Raw genomic sequence first — 15,817 nt, forward strand, 5'->3', positions numbered from 1 at the left:
ATCGTCAGGTCTCATCCCTCGCAATCCCGCGCCGCGGGCCGGGCCTGCCGACCGGCGGAAAAGCCGTTCAGATTGACCGAAAGCCCGAAGCTCGTGGAGGGGTCGACCTCTTCGGTATCGGTGTAGCGGCGGGATGCGGAAAGGTCCACCGTGACGCATTCGTTGCGCCAGCCGGCGCCGATCTCGGCGCGCACCGGCGCGTCGGCGGCGATGTCGTAGCGGGCCTGCGCCTCGAGGCTCCAGCGCGGCCCGAGGCGCAGCGTCGCGTCGATAGAGGCCTCGCTGATCGCCTCGACCTCGTCGCCGCCGGTTTCGGCCTCGAGCCACAGATAGGCCCCCGACAGGTCGATCCGGTCGCGGTCGAATTCGAGCCGGGCCTCGGCGCTCGACACGTCGAACTGGTTGTCGAAGGTGGCGTGAAGCGCGAGGCCCATATCCTCGCCCAGATCGGCGCGCGTCGAGATCAGCCAGTCCGAGCGCGCCCGGCCCAGACCTGCGCCGTCGGACAGATCCCCCAGATCGTCGTCGCGCAGCAGCTGACCGGCCAGCACCGACAAGGTGCGCCCGTTGGTGGCGGTGCGGCTCCAGCGCAGACCGAGCCCGGCGCTCAGCCCGGTCTCCTGCAGATCCTCACCGGGCAACCGGTCGAGCGTGTGCAGGGTGGCGGCGCCGAACTCGGGCAGGCGCGAATCCTCGTTGGCGGGCGCCGTGCCTTGCTGTGCCGCGTAGGACAGGCTTGCCACCGGTTCGATCACCTGCGTGGCGTCGGTGCCGGTCTCTTGCCGGATCAGCGGCCAGCGAAGCGTCACGCCCGCGGCCTCCCATGCACGCGGGGACACCGCGTCGCGCGAGGGATCGTCACTGACGACATAGGCGTCGACGCGGCCCTGCAGCTCGGTGCCGAGGATCACGCCGGGGCCGACCAGCCGGTCCTGCTGCCAGCCGGCGGACACCCCGGCGCGCATCACGTCGCGCGCCGCGGCCGGCGTCGGCCCGTCGCGCCACAGCGCATCGGCATCCGCGCGCAGCGTCAGCTGGCCGCCGAAGGGGCCGGGGCGCAGCACCGCCTCGCGTTCGAGCCGCGCCACAAGCGGCGGCAGCGAGGTGCTCGATTCGCCGTCGCGCAGGCTTTCGTAATAGGTGATCTGGCCCAGCGCATAGCCGCCGTCGCGCAGCCGGTAGGCGCGCAGGCGGCTGTCGAGCCGGTCGGCGTCCGACAAGTCGTAATCGAGCAGGACGGCATCGTCGGAGACCGCTTCGAGATCGAAATCGAGGCGCACGTCGCGGGGCAGGGAGAAAGCGCCCTCGCCCAGAATGGCGTAGCGCAGCCCCTGCTCGGTGTCGTCCTCGGCCAGATGCGTGTCGAGCGCGACCCAGCCGCTGCGCCACGCCTGCCGGTAGCCCAGTTCGAGGTTGCGCGACTTGGTGGCGATCCATGGGGTCACGGTCAGGTCGCGGCGCCCCCCGAGGCGCACGAAATAGGGCAGCTTCACCCCGATCCCGAGCGTGTCCGAGGAAAACAGCTGCGGCACCAGAAGTCCAGAGGCGCGCTCCAGCGTCGGGTCGGGCAGGCGCAGGCGCGGCAACCAGATCACCGGCACGCCGCGAATGTGAAAGCTGGCATCGTCGAAATAGAGCTGCTGCCCCACCTCGTCATGAACCACGCGGGCGGCGCGGATTTCCCACAGGGGCGGGCCGTTGCCGCAGACCTGACACGAGGTGGCGGCGCTGCGGGTCAGCGCGGTGAGGCCGCTGCCGGTCCTGTCGATGCGGCCCGCCGAAATCTGAAGTTGCCGGTCGAGCACCAGCCGCGCACCGCGCAGCAGTCCCGATTCGAGCTGGGGGTCGATCTCGGCGGCGTCGGCGGTGATCACCTCGCCCCCGGGCGTGGTGATCAGGATCGGCCCGGTGACGGTGAGCCGGTCGGCGCTGCGGTCATAGGCGATCTCGGAGGCGGTGAGGCGGGTGCCGTCGTAGAAGGCCTCGACATTGCCGCGCGCCACCAGCGTGTCCTGTGCGGTCACGGTGACGTTGTCGGCCACGAGCTGGGCCAGGCCCTGGGCCGCGCCGAGTGAAGGCAAAAGGCTCAGAAGGGCAGAGAGCAGGCGGATCATCCGTCCTCCAGATGTAGCAACAGGCCGAGCGAGGACAGGATCGCCGCGACGGGCGGGATCCAGGCCGCGAGCACGGGAGGGATCTGCCCGTTCTCTCCGAGGATCTGCGCGAAGTTGCGCAGGAAGTACACGCCGAAACTCAGCAGGATCGCCCCGAGTACCATCACCCCGACGCGGCCGCCGCGCTGGTGGCGCATGGTGAAACCCGCGCCGATCAGCAGCATCGCGGTCAGGAAGGCGGGCTGCGCCAGCTCGGTCTGCAAGAAGACCTGATGACGCCGCGCGCTGAAGCCCGCCGTCTCGAGCCGCTTGATGAAGCCCGGCAGTTTCCACACCGAAATCGCCGCCGGATCGCCGAAGCTGTCGCGGATCTGGGTGGCGGTGAGCGAGGAGGTCAGCGTCATCTGCGGCAGCTGCTCGGCCTGTGTCTCGGGGTTGTCGGCCGAGAGCGGCCAGCGCTTGACCCCGCGCAGCAGCCAATGCCCGGATTGCAGCTGCGCGAGGTTCGCTTCGATCCGCTCGCGCGGGCGGCCCGACGCGTCGTAGGACAGGAAGCTCGCTTCGCGCAGCACCGTGCCGTCGAGATTGCTGCTCACGGCGCGGATCACCGTCTGCGCGCCGTCGTCGCCCTGGCGCAGCCAGAGACCGTCATCCGACAGGGTGATGACGCGGTTCTCGCCGCGCAGGATGTCGGTGCGGGCTTCGTAGGCGCGGCTCGTCGCGGCGACCAGCGGGTTGAACAGCGCCACCGTCATCACGCCGATCACCACCGTCATCAGCACTGGTGCCGTCAGCGCCGACAGCGCCGAGCGACCCGCCGCGCGGGTCACGACCAGCTCGGAGGAGCGCGCGAGGCCGAGAAACAGCGCGATGCCCGAGATGATCACGATCAGCGGCAGGATCTCGTAGAGATCCGCCGGCACGTTGAGCAGGCTGAGCGCCACGAGATCGCCCGCGCTGGCGGTGCCGCCGTGGCGGCGCGCCTGCTCGACGAGATCGAGCATCGCGAGCATGGTGAAGAAGGCCCCCAGCGTGCCTAGGAACGCCACGACGTAGCGGCGGGCATAATACCGGTGCAGGATCATGCGAGCCGCTCCGCGCGGCGACGCCGCCCGATCCCGCGCCGGGCCGGTCGCCCGGCGAGCGTGAGTTCGATCAGAGCGATCGCGAAAGCCGCGCCGCCGGGCAGGTAGATCAGCGGCCACTGGTCCGGGTTGCCGCGCAGCAGCGACGTGGCGAGCGATTCGAGCGCCTGGACCACGATGATCAGCCCGATCGCGCCGAGGATCTGGCGCCAGACGCCAAAGCGCGAGAACCCGCCCAGCAGCAGCGTGGCAAAGCCGATCAGCGGTGCCGCGGCGGCCAGCACGGCGGCGGCGATCCGGTCATGCGCCTCGCCCGCGAGCTGCGCCGCGCTGCGTTCGGTGGCGTCGAGAAGGGCGGGGGTGGGAAAGAACAGATCGCGCGTGGAGACCCGTTGGGTGCGCAGGCGTCCCACTTCGCCGCCCTGTGTCAGGGGGGCGAGATCATAGGCGAAATCCTCGAACCTCGTGGTCGAAAGCCGGTTGGTTCCGCGGCGCAGCACCTGCACCAGACCGTCGATCATCACCAATTGCGGCGCGGCAGCGGTCTCGACCAGATAGGCGCTCGACGCGGTGTAGGTGACGCTCTCCTCCGCGTTGCGAGTGTCCGAGATCAGAAGGTCGCGAAGCTCGCCCTCGGTGGTGATGTCGCGGATATAGAGCGTGACGCCCGCGATCGGCGACAGGAACTGCCCCTCCTGCAAGAGCCGCGCGGTGGCGGTGCGGGCGATCTCGGATTGCCGGTCGGCAAGCCGGGCCTGGGCCATCGGATTGATCACCACTGTCAGCGCCCCGGTCAGGAGCCCCGTCACCAAGCCGAAGACCAGCACCGGTCGCGCCAGCCGGAACGGCGAGAAGCCCGTTGCCCGCATCACCGTGAGTTCGCTGTCGGCGCTCAGCCGGTTGGTGACGTAGAGCGCGGCGGCAAAGCCCGAGAGCGGCAGCACCAGCCGGATCAGCGACGGCAGGGTGAGCATCGTGAGTTCGAGGAACACCGACAGGTTCTGACCGTCGGCCACGAGCTGGTCGAACAGCTGCACTGCGCTGTTGACCCAGTAGACGAGCACCAGCACGAGCGCGAAGAAGCCGAACAGCATCAACAGCTGCGACAGCATGTATCTGTCGAATCGTGCCACGGCCGCCTCGCAACTGATGGCCGCCCGCGTCGGCCGCCTGCCTGTGCGCATCCTAGCCGAGCGGGCTGGCGGGTTGAACCGCGATCTGGCCAATGCCGCGCATGGCGGCTAGGCTCCGCCGCCAAAGCCAACGATCCCCAAGGAGCCGGCATGTCCCGCACCCCCCGCATCGATTTCCTTCCCTACGACGCGCAGGCGCTGAGCGAGGCCACGGGCCGCGTCGCGGTATTCCTCGGCGTCGACGGTCCCGACAGCGAGGTCGCACGCGACCTCGACGCGGCGATGGGCGGGGCGCTGTCGCGGCTGGCCTCGGGCCATCGCTGGGGCCGGGCCAGGCCGGGCGAGATCGTCGAGATCGCGGTGCCCGCGGGTCTCGCCGCCGAGGCCGTGCTCGCGGTCAAGCACGACGCCGAGGCCGGGCGATTGGCGATGCGGCGCGCCGGTGGCGCCATCGCCAAGAGCGCCGGGCGCGGCGACCTGACGGTGCTGGCCACGGGGCTGCGCCATGCCGAGGAGGTGGCGCTGGGGATGGCGCTGCGCGCCTACCGCTTTGACGCGCACCGCAAGCCCGACGAGACCGCCGAGCCCGAGGGGCGTGTGCGCGTCATGTCCGACGATTCCGAGGCGCTGGCCCGTGCCGCGGGGCCGATGGCGGCGATCGCCGAAGGGGTGGCCTTCACCCGCGATCTGGTGAACGAGCCCGCCAATGTGCTCACCACCGACGATTTCGCCGCCCGCCTCGCGGCAATGCAGGAGCTGGGGCTCGAGGTCGAGATCCTTGAGGAGGACGACCTCGCGCGTCTCGGCATGGGCGCGCTGCTGGCCGTGGGGCAGGGCTCTGACAGCCCCTCCAAGGTCGTGGTCATGCGCTGGCAGGGCGGCGGCGACGAGGCGCCGCTGGCGCTCGTCGGCAAGGGCGTGGTGTTCGACACTGGGGGCATCTCGCTCAAGCCCGCGGGCGGCATGGAGGACATGACCATGGACATGGGTGGCGCAGGCACCGTCGCGGGCACGATGCGCGCGCTGGCGCTGCGCCGGGCCAAGGCCAACGTGGTAGGCCTCGTCGGGCTGGTCGAGAACATGCCCTCGGGCAATGCGACACGCCCCGGCGACGTGGTGCGCTCCATGAAGGGCGACACGGTCGAGGTGATCAACACCGACGCCGAGGGCCGCCTCGTTCTGGCCGACGTGATGTGGTACGCGCAGGAGCAGTTCAAGCCCTCCGGCATGATCGACCTCGCCACGCTCACCGGTGCGATCATCGTGGCGCTGGGCCATGAGAACGCGGGCGTGTTCTCGAACGAGGACGGCTTTGCCGAGGCGTTCCTCGCGGCCGCCCAGGGCGAGGGCGAGGGTGCGTGGCGGATGCCGATGGGCGACGCCTATGACAAGACGCTCGAAAGCCGGATCGCGGATGTGCGCAATGTCGGCACGGGGCGCGAGGGCGGCTCGATCACGGCGGCGCAGTTCCTCAAGCGCTTCGTGCAGGACGGCACGCCCTGGATCCATCTCGACATCGCGGGCACCGCCTCGCTGAAATCCGAATCGGCGCTGGCCCCGAAAGGCGCGACCGGCTGGGGCGTGATGGCGCTCAACCGTCTCGTGGCCGACCGCTACGAGGGCTGAGGCGATGGGCGCGGCCTTCTTTTACCACCTGACCGACGGCCCGGCCGAGGAGCTTTTGCCGCAGCTTCTCAAGCTCGCGGGCAAGCAGGGTTGGCGGGTGGAGATCAGGGGCCGCGCCGCGCGCGCCATGGACCGGCTCGATGCGGCGCTGTGGCGCATGGGGCCGCCCGAGAGCTTTTTGCCGCATGGCCGCGCCGGTGGGCCGCATGAAGCGGCGCAGCCCATTCTGCTCACCGCCGAGGGAGAGGCGGCGCCGGGCGTGCCTTGCGTGATCTGTCTCGACGGGGCGGAGGCGCAGGCGGAGGAGGTGCAGGCCGCCGAGCGGGTCTGCATCCTGTTCGACGGTTTCGACGAGGCGGCGGTGCAGGCCGCGCGGGGGCAGTGGAAACGGCTCACCGGAGCGGGATGCGCGGCACAGTACTGGGCGCAGCAGGACGGACGCTGGACCAAGAAGGCCGAGGGCTGACAGCGCGCGGCTCAGCGCGTCAGGATCAGCTTTCCGCCCTCGATCTCGATGCGGCCGAAAAGGCGCAGATAGCCCATCCCCAGAAGCGAGCCGGCCAGATCGCCATCGGTGACGACGGCGCTCAGCCCCTCATCCTCGATCGCACCGAGCGCCACGCTGTCGAGCGTCACGCGCGCGGTGCGCACGGTGCCGTTGGCGGTGACGGCGGAGCCGAGATAGTTCAGCGCCTCGGGGTCGATCCCGGCGCGGCGCGCATCCTCGCGGCCGAGCACCATGTCGGTGGCGCCGGTGTCGACCACGAAATCGATCGGCGTGCCGTTGATGTCGAGCGTGAGGTAGTAATGCCCGTCGCGCGCCTGCGGCACCTCGATACCTTGGGTGCCGATCATGGTCTGGCGCGGCACCACGTCGTCGCGGATGTCCGACCACAGCCCGGCGGCAGCGATGACACCGATGAAAATCAGCGCCCAGAGCGCGGCCTGCTGGGCGATCTGGCCCAGCCGGTCGCGGTTCTGCACGATGAACCACCCGGCGATGGCGGCACCGAGAAGTCCGAGATAGGCGAGGCTGGCGAGGTTATCGGGGGTCATGCCCCTTGATATGGGGTCAATTCGCGCCGGGGAAAGGCAGGCCGAAGCCGGATCCGTGCAGACCGTCGATGATGAACTGCACCGCCAGCGCCGCCAGCAGCATCCCCAGCACCCGCGTGACGACATTGAGCCCGACCGGCCCCAGCACCCGCGCCAGCGGATTGGCCAGCGCAAAGGCGATCCACACCGTGGCCAACACCGTGAGCGCCACACCGTAGATCGCCGCATAGCCGAGCGGGCCGTCGGCCTCGGCGGTTAGCAGGATCAACGTGGTGATGGCACCCGGGCCGACGATGAGCGGCAGCGCCAGCGGAAAGATCGAGGGATCGTGATCGTCCTCGTTGCCTTCCTCGGCATTGTCGCGCCGTCGCGCCTGCCTCCGCTCGAACAGCATGTCGAGCGCGGTGAGAAACAGCAGCACCCCGCCCGCGATGCGGAAGGCCGGAACCGAAATGCCGACAAAGCGCAGCACCGCGTCACCGAGGATCAGGAACAGCAGCATCAGCGCCGCCGAGGTCGCCAGCGCCCGGAACGCGACGCCGCGGCGCTGCGCGTGGGTCATCCCGGCAGTCATCGCCACGAAGAGCGGCGCGAGACCGATCGGATCGACGATCACGAACAGCGTGGTGAAGGCGGTGACGAGCGTGGCGATTTCGATCACGTCGGGGTCCTCGTCCGGTCCTGCGGGCCGGACCCGCTCTCATGGCGCACCCTGCCGGGCGCGCCGGTTCGGGGCAACCCCGCGCCCCGGCCAACGACGCGCCTCCCTCGGGTCACTCGACCCTTGGGATGCGCTGGGGGTGCCTTCGGCGCGGAAGCAGCGCCCCCGAACCGTCAGGCCGCTTCGGCGCGCTCCAGCTTTTCGAGCGCGGCCATCCACATGGCCTCGGCGCGGCCCAGCGCCTCCATGACTTCGGCGTATTTCTTGTTCCAGGTCTCGAGTTCGCCCTTGCGGCCATCCTCGTAGAGCGCCTGATCCGCGAGCTTCTTGGCGAGCTTGTCGCGCATCTCGTTGATCTTGTTCACCCGCTCCTCGCATTTGCGGGCGTCAGAGCGCAGCGACAGGATCGCCTCGCGCGACGGTTTCTCGGCCTTGGGCTTGTCGGCTTTGGGCTTGTCGGCGGGCTTGTCGCCCGAAATCAGCATCTTGCGATAGGTCGGAAGATCCTCGTCATAGGCCGAGACGCGTCCGTCCTTCACCAACCAGAGCCGGTCGGCGACCATCGACAGAAGGTGCATGTCGTGGCTGACGAGGATCACCGCGCCGGAATAGGCGGTCAGCGCCTCGACCAGCGCCTCGCGGCTCTCGATGTCGAGGTGGTTGGTCGGCTCGTCGAGGATCAAAAGATGCGGCGCGTCGATGGTGGCGAGAAGCAGCGACAGACGCGCCTTCTGCCCGCCCGAGAGACGACCCACCTCGGTGTCAGCCTGTGCAGCACCAAGGCCGAAGCCAGCGAGCCGCGCCCGCAGCTTGGGGGGCATCACGTCGGGCAGGGCGCGTTGGATGTGCTGGATCGGCGTTTCCTCGACCCGAAGCTCGTCGACCTGATGCTGCGCGAAGAAGCCGATGCGCAGCTTGTTGGAGCGGATGATCTTGCCGCCCATCGGCGCGAGCCGGTCCGACAGGAGCTTCGACAGCGTCGACTTGCCTTCGCCATTGCGGCCCAGAAGCGCGATGCGGTCGTCCTGATCGATGCGCAGGTCGAGCTTGTTCAGAACGATCTTGCCGTCGTAGCCGACCGAAACGTCCTCGGTGGCGATGATCGGCGGCGATAGCTCCTCGGGCTCGGGAAAGGTGAAAACGGTGCGCGCCGCGTCCTCGGGCACGCGGATCGTCTCCATCTTCTCGAGCATCTTGACCCGGCTCTGGGCCTGCTTGGCCTTCGACGCCTTGGCCTTGAAGCGATCCACGAAGCTTTGCAGGTGGGCGCGCTGGGCGTCCTGCTTCTTGGAGGCGGCCATCAGCACGGCGCGTTGGGCGGCGCGGCTCTTGGCGAACTGGTCGTAATTGCCCGACCAGTAGGTGAGCGTGCGGTTTTCCAGATGCAGAATGCCGCCGACCGAGCGGTTCAGAAGCTCGCGGTCGTGGCTGACGATCAGCACCGTGTGCGGATATTTCACGAGGTAGCTCTCGAGCCAGAGCGCGCCTTCGAGGTCGAGATAGTTGGTCGGCTCGTCAAGGAGCAACAGGTCAGGCTCGGCAAAGAGCACGGCGGCCAGCGCCACGCGCATCCGCCAACCGCCCGAAAAGGCCGAGCAGGGCATAAGCTGTTCTTCATGGGTGAAGCCCAGACCCTTGAGGATCGTCGCGGCGCGGGCCTCGGCCGACCACGCGTCGATATCGGCGAGGCGCATCTGCACCTCGGCGATCCGGGCGGGATCGGTCGCCTCCTCGGCCAGAAGCGCCGCGCGCTCGGTGTCGGCGGCCAGCACGGTGTCGATCAGCGAGACCTCGTTGCTAGGGACCTCCTGGGCCACGCCGCCGATGCGGGCGCCGCGCGGCAGCTCGATCTCGCCGGTGTCGAGCGTCAGCTCGCCCCGGATCAGCTTGAACAGCGTCGATTTGCCCGTGCCGTTGCGACCCACCACGCCGACCTTGTGGCCGGCCGGGATCACGGCGGAGGTGTGTTCGAGGAGCGGTCGGCCCTCGACGGAGTATGAGATGTCTGTGATGCGCAACATGGCAGCGCCTTGCCCGAAGCCGGGCGGCGCGTCAACGGGCGGCGACCCGGATCGGCGATCGGGCGCGGTGTGGCCTGCGGCGCGAGGCGCATGGCGCGATGTCGCGGCTTTTCAGGGCGCGGTGCCCGTGCTAGGGCGCAGCCCGACCGGGGTCGCCGCGTGCGCCCCCTGCTGCAACCTGTTCAAATGAGGGACATCATGGCCACCGAACGCACGCTCTCGATCATCAAGCCCGACGCCACCAAGCGCAACCTGACCGGCAAGATCGCCGCCAAGTTCGAAGAGGCGGGCCTGCGCATCGTCGCTTCCAAGCGCATCCTGCTCACCAAGGAGCAGGCCGGCAAGTTCTATGCCGTGCATGCCGAGCGTCCCTTCTTCGGCGAACTGACCGAATTCATGGCCTCCGGCCCGGTCGTCGTGCAGGTGCTCGAAGGCGAAGGCGCGATCGCCAAGAACCGTGAAGTCATGGGCGCGACCAACCCCGCCGATGCCGCCCCCGGCACCATCCGCGCCGAGTTCGCCGAGTCGGTCGGCGAGAACTCGGTGCACGGCTCGGACGCGCCCGATGCCGCCGCCGAAGAAATCGCGTTCTTCTTCTCGGGCCTCGAACTGGTCGGCTGAAGCCGGTCCTCGTGACCCCGATGAAAGGCCCGTGCGACAGCGCGGGCCTTTTTGCGTCGAGCGGCGTGGTCTGGACGTCTATTTGGGCGCGAAGACCGACCAGCCGGTGCGATCGGCCAGCATCTCCAGCGCCATCGAGGCGAGATGCGAGTTGCCCACCGCGTTGAGCCCCGGCGACCATGCCCCGATCGAGGCGCGCCCCGGCGCCACGGCGAGGATGCCGCCGCCGACGCCGCTCTTGCCCGGAAGACCGACGCGGAAGGCGAATTCGCCCGAGCCGTCGTAATGCCCGCAAGTGAGCATCAATGCGTTGATCTGACGCGCCATGCGCGGGGCGATGGCGCGCGATCCGCCGGGCGACAATGCGCCGTCAAAGGCAAGAAAGCGTCCCGCATGGGCCAGTTGGGTCGTGGTCATGGCGATGGCGCATTGGTGGAAATAGGTGCCGAGCGTCTTGTCGGGGTGCCGCTCGATCGTGCCGAAGCCGCGCATGAAATTGGCCAGCGCCGCGTTGCGCCAACCTGTGGCGGTTTCGGATTTGGCCACCGCCGGGTCGATGGCGATGTCGTCGTCGCCCGCGAGGTAGCGCACGAATTGCAGGATCTGGCCCAGCGCCTCGCGCGGTTCGGACCGCGCGAGGATCGCGTCGGTCACGGCGATGGCGCCGGCGTTGATGAAGGGGTTCCGCGGGATGCCCCGTTCATGTTCCAACTGCACGATGGAGTTGAACGGATCGCCCGACGGCTCGCGGCCCACGCGGCTCCAGAGCGCGTCGCCGATCCGGCCTAGTGCCACGGCGAGGGCAAAGACCTTGGACACGCTCTGGATCGAAAACGGGGTGTCGGCGTCGCCGCCTGCGATCACCTCGCCCTCATGGGTAACAAGCGTGAGCGCGAAACGACCGGGATCGACGCGCGCCAATTCGGGGATGTAATCCGCCACCGCGCCGCGGTCGGTCTGCCCGGCCATATGGTCGCAGATCTCGGCCACGATCTCGCGCAGCCGGTCGGGGTCGCTTACGCTCACCGGATCAACACTTCACTTCGCTGTCGCGCAGGCCGGTCTCGACTAGGAGGCAGCGGTTGCGCGCTTCGTAGTAGTAGCCCTGCGAATACCACTTCACCGCCTTGTCACGGTTGCCGTTCGACACGATCCACGCGCCGCGCAGGTAGCGCACAGCGTAGCGCAGGTTGGTTTCGGCATCGAGAAGCTCGGACGGGGCACCGCGATGGCCCATGGTGCGCGCGGTCTGCGGGCTGATCTGCATCAGACCGTAATACGAGCCGTTGCGCGCACGCGGGTTGTAGGAGCTTTCGCGCTGCACCACGCGGTGCACGAGATCGCGCGGCACCTTGTAGGCGTCGGCATAACCATTGATGAGCTGGCGCAGCTGCGAACTCTCGTTCGGATAAAGGTCGGGGGGCGCCGGTTGCCTGCGTCCGCAGGCGGCGAGGGCCAAAAAGCCCGCGAGGGCGGCGCGGCGGTTGTAACGCATCGAATAGCTCCGTCAGGGAGGCGGTCCGACATGTTCTATCCCGCCGCGCCGGAGCGCGAAAGGGCGCGGCTCAGATCGCCGCGAAATCGCGGAAGATGGGTTTCGAAGGGGGTTGCTGCGCGCCTTGGCGCGGTTGGGACGGTGCGTCCTTGGACGGGATATTGCTCGGCATGTCACGTTCCTTGTCTGCGGCCTTCACGAAGCCGCCAATCTGGGCGCTGCTTCACTCCGGCGGTTGCGATTCTTCAAGCCTGCTCGTGCAGGGCGTTCGCAGCCGGGCGAAAAAGCGGCACCGCATGGGCGACCTTCCGCCAACTCAACCAGCCTTTCCGCGTCAGGGTCCCTCAACAGGGCGTGAGGTGGAGCGCCTTGCCCGATTGCGTGCCAATTTCGCGACACTGCCCATCGGCACATAGCGTCCATCCCGCGCCCGTGGCGCCCGAGGCCGCGAGGTCGAGAGCGGGGACGCTGAGGCTCGGCTCCCAGACCCACCAACCCTCCTCGAGCCGGGCCGTCGGGCCGGGCTCCATCCCCGCGCCCGAGCCGCGCACCCGGGCCTGTTCGAGATGCAGCGCGCCGTCTTCAACGCGCCATCGCTCGCGCCATTCGGTCTTTTCGACCGAATGTGTCCAGCCGAGGTCGAACCCTCCGGTGGTGAGGCTCAGCGCCGCGCCCGCGATCATCAGGCAGGCGCTCATGCCGCGGCCGGGACGGGGCGACGGCGGATCAGCAGCGCCACGAGGAGGGCGAGGGCGAGGCCGATCCAATCGGTGACGGGCCAGGCGGCGACCAGCGTGAAGGCCGCGATCATGGCGAGCGCGCGCAGCCATGCGGGCAGGGGCCGTCCGACCCAGCCGATGACGGCCGTGCCCCACAGCCCGATCGAGAGCAGCGACTTGGTGATGATCCAAGCCACGGCGGGCCAGTAGCCGATCGCCTCGGCCAGCGGGCCGCCCGCCTGCAACATCAGCGCCGGCGAATAGACCGCCATGAACGGAATCACGAAGCCCGCCGCCGCGACCTTGATCGCCTCGATCGATATCCTGAGGCCGCTTTCGCGGGCAATGGGGGCCGCGGCAAAGCAGGCCAGCGCCACGGGGGGTGTAAGATCGGCGAGAATGCCGAAATAGAACACGAACATGTGGCTGACGATCAACGGCACGCCCAGCTCCAGCAGCGCCGGCCCCGCGATCGAAGAGGTGATGATGTAGTTAGGGATGGTCGGGATGCCCATACCGAGCAGCAGGCAGGTGATCATGGTCAGCACGAGGCTCAGAAACAGGTTGTTCTGGCCCACCGCGACGATGAACTGGCCAAAGGTGTTGGCCGCCCCCGTGAGGGTCATCGCGCCGATGATCACGCCCACCAGCGCGCAGGCCACTCCCACGGGGAGGGCGGTGCGCGCGCCGTCGGCGAGGCTGTCGCGGCACAGGAGCAGGGTTTCGCGCCCGCCCTTGAAAAAGACGCTGACCGCGACGAGCGCCGCGATCGCGACCACCAGCACCTCGATGCCCCATTGCAGGAAGGCGGCGGCGACGAGACCGAGGCCAACCCAGACAATGGCGCGCAGCACGGCGCTGGGCAAGCCAAGCGCGATGGAGCCACCGAGGATCAGAAGGACGGTAAGGCCGAGCCCGACCGTGCCGGCAAACAGTGGCGTGTAGCCGGTGAACAAAAGGTAAACCAAGATGCCCAGAGGGACGATCAGCATCCAGTTTTCACGGAGCGCGCCCAGCGCCGAGGGCAGCTCGGCCTTGGACAACCCACGCAGCCCGTGCTTTCCGGCCTCCAGATGCACCATCCAGAAGGCCGAGAGGAAGTAAAGGATCGCGGGCACGATGGCGGCCTTGACCACCTCCACGTATTCGACGCCCAGCGTCTCGGCCATGATGAAGGCCACGGCGCCCATCACGGGGGGCATGATCTGCCCGCCCATGGAGGCGGTGCTCTCGACCCCGCCGGCAAAGGCCGCGCGGTAGCCGAAGCGCTTCATCAGCGGGATCGTGAACTGTCCCGTCGTGACGACGTTGGCCACGCCCGAGCCCGAGATCGTGCCCATGAGGCCGGAGGAGACCACCGCGACCTTGGCGGCGCCGCCCTGCTTGTGGCCGAACAGCCCGAGCGCGACATCGGTGAAGAGCCGGATCATCCCGGCCTTTTCGAGAAAGGCGCCGAACAGGATGAACAGGAAGATGTAGGTCGAGGACACGTAGATCGGGATGCCGTAGATGCCCTCGGTGCCGAAGGCCATGTGGTCGATCACCTGCTCGAAATCATAGCCGCGATGGATCAGCGGCGGCGGCAGGTACTGTCCCAGCAGCGTGTAGGCCAGAAAGGTGCCCGAGATGATCGGCAGCGCCGGGCCCATCAGCACCCAAGCGGCCGCGAAGACCGTGACGAGGGCCGTGACGCCGATCGCGAGGTCCATCGGCAGCGGTCGGCCCGCGCGCATGATCAGCGGCTGGTACTGCCACCACTGGTAGAGCGCGACCGCGACGCCCGCGGCGGCGAAGGCCCATGCGACGGTCTTCCACCCCGTACCGCGTCCGCGCGCGGCGGCGACGAGGGGAAAGGTCATCAGCATCAGGAAGCCCACATGCAGCGCCCGCGTCACCTGGCTCGGCAGATCGACGAGATGTGCGGCGGTGACGATCTGGAAGGTCGAGAAGGCGACCGCGATCCAGAACAGCCAATGCCCCGTGGTCCCCGGCGGAAAGGCCGAGATGTGGTGATCGGGGCCTCCGGCCTCGGCGGGAATGTCGGTGAGCGGGTCTGGATGGGTGGTCATGGCGCGGGCTTTCGGGGCTGTCAGGGCAAAACGCCCCGTCTTCCGGCGGGAGGACGGGGCGCGCTCGGGGCGGGATCGACCCCTATGGGGGGCCGAAATCCGATCAGTCGATCATGCCCTGCTCGCGGTAGTAGCGCTCCGCGCCCGGATGCAGCGGGATCGGCATGCCGTTCAGCGCGTTCTCGATCTTGATGTCGGCGGCGGCCATGTGGTTGGCCTCGAGCGTGTCGAGGTTCTCGTAGAGCAGGCGCGTCATCTCGTAGGCGAGATCGTCGGAGACGCCCGCATGGGTGACGAGGAAGTTCGACACCGCCACGGTGGACACGTCCTCCTCCTGACCGTCGTAGGTGCCCGCCGGGATGGTCGCGGCGACATAGGGCGCGCCCAGCGCCTCGGCGGTCTCGGCCGGGATCGCCACCACGTTGATGTCGATCGAGGAGGCGAGGTCGCGGATCGAGGCGACGCCGAGGCCCGCCGATTGCAGCGTGCCGTCGAGCTGGCGGTTCTTGATCAGCTCGACCGATTCCGCGAAGGGCAGGTACTCGGTCTTGCCCAGATCGTCGTAGCTCATCTCCATCGCGCCGAAGATGGCGCGGGCGTTGAGCTCGGTGCCCGAAGCCGGCGCGCCGACCGACAGGCCCTTGCCCTTGAGCTCTTCGAAGCTGGTGATGCCGCTCTCGGCGGAAGCGACGATCTGGATGTAGTTGGGATAGATCGCGGCGATGCCGCGGATCTGGTCGAGCGGCGCGGTGAAGCCCGCATCCGCGTTGCCTTCCCAGGCCATCGCCACCGTGTCACCGAGCGCGAAGGCCAGCTCGCCGCGCCCGTCCTGCAACAGGTTCATGTTCTCGACGCTCGCCTTGGTCGACTGCACCTGCGTGCGCGCGCCTTCGATGTTCTCGCCATAGATGTTCGAGAGGCCGACGCCGAGCGGGTAGTAGACGCCCGAGGTGCCGCCCGTCAGCACGTTGATGAACTCCTGCGCGTTTGCGGCCAGCGGCGCGGTCACGAGCGCGGCGCTCGCCGCCGCCCCCTTGAGAATGGTGGTGATGGTCATGAATTCCTCCCGTTGCGACGGCTCTCCCCGGCCGCCGTTCCGGTGGTGAGCCTGCCTCAGCGGCAGCGGTCTGGCAAGATGCGCGGTCAGGTTTCCTGACCGGTCGGAAGAGACCCTCGGGCGGCGCGACGTTTCGCCGCCGATCCGCGCGCGCAAGCCA

15 protein-coding genes are annotated in these 15,817 nt (G+C 68.7%); 4 read left to right on the forward strand and 11 right to left on the reverse strand.

Annotated features, from left to right (window positions below; all coding sequences use genetic code 11):
• Positions 1 to 11 precede the first annotated feature (11 nt).
• From ACJASC_RS07925 to lptF, 3 genes are read right to left on the reverse strand one after another with little or no spacing between them, the layout of a single operon-like run.
• The gene (locus tag ACJASC_RS07925) at positions 12 to 2,114 is read right to left on the reverse strand and encodes an LPS-assembly protein LptD (RefSeq protein ID WP_415144992.1); all 2,103 of its coding nucleotides are present in this window, start codon (positions 2,112 to 2,114) and stop codon (positions 12 to 14) included.
• Positions 2,111 to 3,199: an LPS export ABC transporter permease LptG gene (lptG, locus tag ACJASC_RS07930; RefSeq protein ID WP_021692984.1), complete on the reverse strand. Its 1,089-nt coding sequence runs from the start codon at positions 3,197 to 3,199 to the stop codon at positions 2,111 to 2,113. Before lptG ends, ACJASC_RS07925 begins: the two co-directional genes overlap by 4 nt.
• Positions 3,196 to 4,311 carry an LPS export ABC transporter permease LptF gene (lptF, locus tag ACJASC_RS07935; RefSeq protein WP_021692983.1) on the reverse strand — a complete coding sequence of 372 codons (1,116 nt, stop codon included), beginning with the start codon at positions 4,309 to 4,311 and terminating at the stop codon, positions 3,196 to 3,198. The genes lptG and lptF overlap by 4 nt, the downstream gene beginning before the upstream one ends.
• Between lptF and ACJASC_RS07940 the strand changes: the two genes are divergently transcribed.
• Genes ACJASC_RS07940 through ACJASC_RS07950 form a run of 3 tightly spaced genes read left to right on the forward strand, consistent with a single transcriptional unit; the run spans position 4,310 to position 6,424 of the window.
• The gene (locus tag ACJASC_RS07940; RefSeq protein WP_021692982.1) at positions 4,310 to 4,444 is read left to right on the forward strand and encodes a hypothetical protein; all 135 of its coding nucleotides are present in this window, start codon (positions 4,310 to 4,312) and stop codon (positions 4,442 to 4,444) included. The two genes, lptF and ACJASC_RS07940, sit on opposite strands and share 2 nt — an antisense overlap.
• 38 nt (positions 4,445 to 4,482) lie before the next feature.
• Positions 4,483 to 5,958, forward strand: coding sequence for a leucyl aminopeptidase (locus ACJASC_RS07945; RefSeq protein ID WP_415144995.1), 1,476 nt, complete (start codon positions 4,483 to 4,485; stop codon positions 5,956 to 5,958).
• A 4-nt stretch (positions 5,959 to 5,962) separates the two neighbouring features.
• Positions 5,963 to 6,424 carry a DNA polymerase III subunit chi gene (locus ACJASC_RS07950; protein WP_415144997.1) on the forward strand — a complete coding sequence of 154 codons (462 nt, stop codon included), beginning with the start codon at positions 5,963 to 5,965 and terminating at the stop codon, positions 6,422 to 6,424.
• Positions 6,425 to 6,435: 11 nt separating this feature from the next.
• Here ACJASC_RS07950 and ACJASC_RS07955 read toward each other — a convergent pair whose 3' ends face one another.
• The 3 genes from ACJASC_RS07955 to ACJASC_RS07965 form a co-directional block, all read right to left on the reverse strand.
• Positions 6,436 to 7,014 carry a retropepsin-like aspartic protease family protein gene (locus ACJASC_RS07955; RefSeq protein ID WP_415144999.1) on the reverse strand — a complete coding sequence of 193 codons (579 nt, stop codon included), beginning with the start codon at positions 7,012 to 7,014 and terminating at the stop codon, positions 6,436 to 6,438.
• A 16-nt stretch (positions 7,015 to 7,030) separates the two neighbouring features.
• Complete coding sequence (locus ACJASC_RS07960) at positions 7,031 to 7,675, reverse strand: MarC family protein (RefSeq protein WP_415145001.1); 645 nt, start codon at positions 7,673 to 7,675, stop codon at positions 7,031 to 7,033.
• Positions 7,676 to 7,848: 173 nt separating this feature from the next.
• Entirely contained in the window at positions 7,849 to 9,696 is a 1,848-nt protein-coding gene (locus tag ACJASC_RS07965) for an ABC-F family ATP-binding cassette domain-containing protein (protein ID WP_415145003.1), read from the reverse strand.
• Positions 9,697 to 9,894: 198 nt separating this feature from the next.
• On the opposite strand from ACJASC_RS07965, the gene ndk reads away from it, so the two are divergent.
• Positions 9,895 to 10,317: a nucleoside-diphosphate kinase gene (gene ndk / locus ACJASC_RS07970; protein ID WP_021692975.1), complete on the forward strand. Its 423-nt coding sequence runs from the start codon at positions 9,895 to 9,897 to the stop codon at positions 10,315 to 10,317.
• A 78-nt stretch (positions 10,318 to 10,395) separates the two neighbouring features.
• On the opposite strand, the gene ACJASC_RS07975 is transcribed toward ndk, so the two are convergent.
• From ACJASC_RS07975 to ACJASC_RS07995, 5 genes are all read right to left on the reverse strand, one after another.
• Positions 10,396 to 11,343 carry a glutaminase gene (locus ACJASC_RS07975; RefSeq protein WP_021692974.1) on the reverse strand — a complete coding sequence of 316 codons (948 nt, stop codon included), beginning with the start codon at positions 11,341 to 11,343 and terminating at the stop codon, positions 10,396 to 10,398.
• A gap of 4 nt (positions 11,344 to 11,347) precedes the next feature.
• Entirely contained in the window at positions 11,348 to 11,812 is a 465-nt protein-coding gene (locus ACJASC_RS07980; protein ID WP_415145006.1) for a transglycosylase SLT domain-containing protein, read from the reverse strand.
• A gap of 344 nt (positions 11,813 to 12,156) precedes the next feature.
• A complete protein-coding gene (locus tag ACJASC_RS07985; RefSeq protein WP_415145008.1) occupies positions 12,157 to 12,510 on the reverse strand; it encodes a DUF1850 domain-containing protein in 354 nt (117 codons plus the stop codon).
• Entirely contained in the window at positions 12,507 to 14,600 is a 2,094-nt protein-coding gene (locus tag ACJASC_RS07990; protein ID WP_415145010.1) for a TRAP transporter permease, read from the reverse strand. Before ACJASC_RS07990 ends, ACJASC_RS07985 begins: the two co-directional genes overlap by 4 nt.
• Positions 14,601 to 14,703: 103 nt before the next feature.
• Positions 14,704 to 15,657 (reverse strand): TAXI family TRAP transporter solute-binding subunit, encoded by a 954-nt coding sequence (locus ACJASC_RS07995; protein ID WP_415145012.1) that lies wholly within the window; start codon positions 15,655 to 15,657, stop codon positions 14,704 to 14,706.
• Between the last annotated feature and the right edge of the window lie 160 nt (positions 15,658 to 15,817).

Origin of the sequence: Limimaricola cinnabarinus, from assembly GCF_047631075.1 — a bacterium.
Classification (GTDB): domain Bacteria; phylum Pseudomonadota; class Alphaproteobacteria; order Rhodobacterales; family Rhodobacteraceae; genus Limimaricola; species Limimaricola cinnabarinus.

Excerpts from the sequence above, each read along its gene's own strand:
- ACJASC_RS07965 (WP_415145003.1), bottom strand. The coding sequence starts at position 9,696 with ATGTTGCGCATCACAGACATCTCATACTCCGTCGAGGGCCGACCGCTC.
- lptG (WP_021692984.1), bottom strand. The coding sequence starts at position 3,199 with ATGATCCTGCACCGGTATTATGCCCGCCGCTACGTCGTGGCGTTCCTA.
- ACJASC_RS07955 (WP_415144999.1), bottom strand. The coding sequence starts at position 7,014 with ATGACCCCCGATAACCTCGCCAGCCTCGCCTATCTCGGACTTCTCGGT.
- ACJASC_RS07945 (WP_415144995.1), top strand. The coding sequence starts at position 4,483 with ATGTCCCGCACCCCCCGCATCGATTTCCTTCCCTACGACGCGCAGGCG.
- ACJASC_RS07925 (WP_415144992.1), bottom strand. The coding sequence starts at position 2,114 with ATGATCCGCCTGCTCTCTGCCCTTCTGAGCCTTTTGCCTTCACTCGGC.
- ACJASC_RS07990 (WP_415145010.1), bottom strand. The coding sequence starts at position 14,600 with ATGACCACCCATCCAGACCCGCTCACCGACATTCCCGCCGAGGCCGGA.
- ACJASC_RS07980 (WP_415145006.1), bottom strand. The coding sequence starts at position 11,812 with ATGCGTTACAACCGCCGCGCCGCCCTCGCGGGCTTTTTGGCCCTCGCC.
- ACJASC_RS07950 (WP_415144997.1), top strand. The coding sequence starts at position 5,963 with ATGGGCGCGGCCTTCTTTTACCACCTGACCGACGGCCCGGCCGAGGAG.
- ndk (WP_021692975.1), top strand. The coding sequence starts at position 9,895 with ATGGCCACCGAACGCACGCTCTCGATCATCAAGCCCGACGCCACCAAG.
- ACJASC_RS07985 (WP_415145008.1), bottom strand. The coding sequence starts at position 12,510 with ATGAGCGCCTGCCTGATGATCGCGGGCGCGGCGCTGAGCCTCACCACC.
- lptF (WP_021692983.1), bottom strand. The coding sequence starts at position 4,311 with ATGCTGTCGCAGCTGTTGATGCTGTTCGGCTTCTTCGCGCTCGTGCTG.
- ACJASC_RS07995 (WP_415145012.1), bottom strand. The coding sequence starts at position 15,657 with ATGACCATCACCACCATTCTCAAGGGGGCGGCGGCGAGCGCCGCGCTC.
- ACJASC_RS07940 (WP_021692982.1), top strand. The coding sequence starts at position 4,310 with ATGTATCTGTCGAATCGTGCCACGGCCGCCTCGCAACTGATGGCCGCC.